The sequence below is a fragment of the Stenotrophomonas sp. 2YAF22 genome, assembly GCF_052114665.1.
Classification (GTDB): Bacteria; Pseudomonadota; Gammaproteobacteria; order Xanthomonadales; family Xanthomonadaceae; genus Stenotrophomonas; species Stenotrophomonas indicatrix.
Map to the genome: position 1 here is coordinate 1 of NZ_JBFRFE010000914.1, position 1,118 is coordinate 1,118.

At 69.0% G+C, this 1,118-nt stretch carries 2 pseudogenes; both read right to left on the reverse strand.

The features are described from left to right. Positions 1-618: pseudogene (locus tag AB4Y84_RS22210) on the reverse strand (energy transducer TonB); the annotation flags it as partial. Next, a pseudogene (locus AB4Y84_RS22215) lies at positions 618-1,118 on the reverse strand (glutathione synthase); the annotation flags it as partial. The pseudogenes AB4Y84_RS22210 and AB4Y84_RS22215, both read right to left, overlap by 1 nt.

Sequence of the window (1,118 nt, forward strand, 5' to 3'; positions counted from 1 at the left end):
GAAGTGCACCTGCGTTCGGCGCAGTACGCCAAGCGCCCGAACCGGAAATTCGTATTCGCGCGTGCTGGCCGAAACGAATTTCCGGTTCGGGCGCTTGGCGTACTGCGCCGAACGCAGGTGCACTTCCGCCGCCAGCCGCGCCATTTCAGCATCGCGCTGTTCGCGCGCGGTCATCGGAGCATCCGGTGTTGGTTGCAGCGGGGTAGGGCGCGACTGCGCCACGGCCACGGTGTCCTGGCCATTGCGGCTGCTGACCACCCGCGCCTGCGGTGGTGGCACTGGTGCTGCCGACTGTTGCTGCTGGGGTACCGGACTGATGCCGGACTGGGCCTGCGGCACGATGCCGGCCTGGTTGTCGCGGGGGCGCTGCGCACGATCGTGCTCGCCACCGCCTTCCTGGCTGGCGGCAGCCAGGAAATCGGCCTGCTTCGGGGTCAGCGCGGTGCGGGTCTGGCTGAAGATCACTTCCAGGGTCGGCACCAGTGGCGCGTCGCCTTTCACGGCAAAGCCGACCCCGAGGATCAGCAGGGCGTGCACCAGCACCGACAGGGCGATGGTGGCGCCCAGCCGCTGCGCTTCGCGCGGCGGCGGGGCGAGGACGGCAGGTGCGGCATCCATCAGTGCAGATCGGCCTCGATCGCGTCGAACAGGGTGCCGGCGATGTTCAGGCCGTACTGCGCGTCCAGCTCGCGCACGCAGGTCGGGCTGGTCACGTTGACCTCGGTCAGGTAGTCGCCGATGACGTCCAGGCCGACGAAACGCATGCCGCGACGCTTCATTTCCGGGCCGACCTGGGCGGCGATCCAGCGGTCGCGTTCGCTCAGCGGACGGCCTTCGCCGCGGCCACCGGCGGCCAGGTTGCCGCGGAACTCATCGCCCTGCGGAATGCGCGCCAGGCAGTAATCGACCGGCTCGCCATCGACCAGCAGGATGCGCTTGTCGCCGGCGGTGATGTCGGGAATGAACTTCTGGGCCAAGGCGAGCTTGCGGCCGCCGTCGGTCAGCGTTTCCAGGATCACGTTCAGGTTGGGGTCGCCCTGGCCGCTGCGGAAGATCGAGCGGCCGCCCATGCCATCCAGCGGCTTCAGTACCGCCTGGCCGTGTTCCAGTGCGAAGGC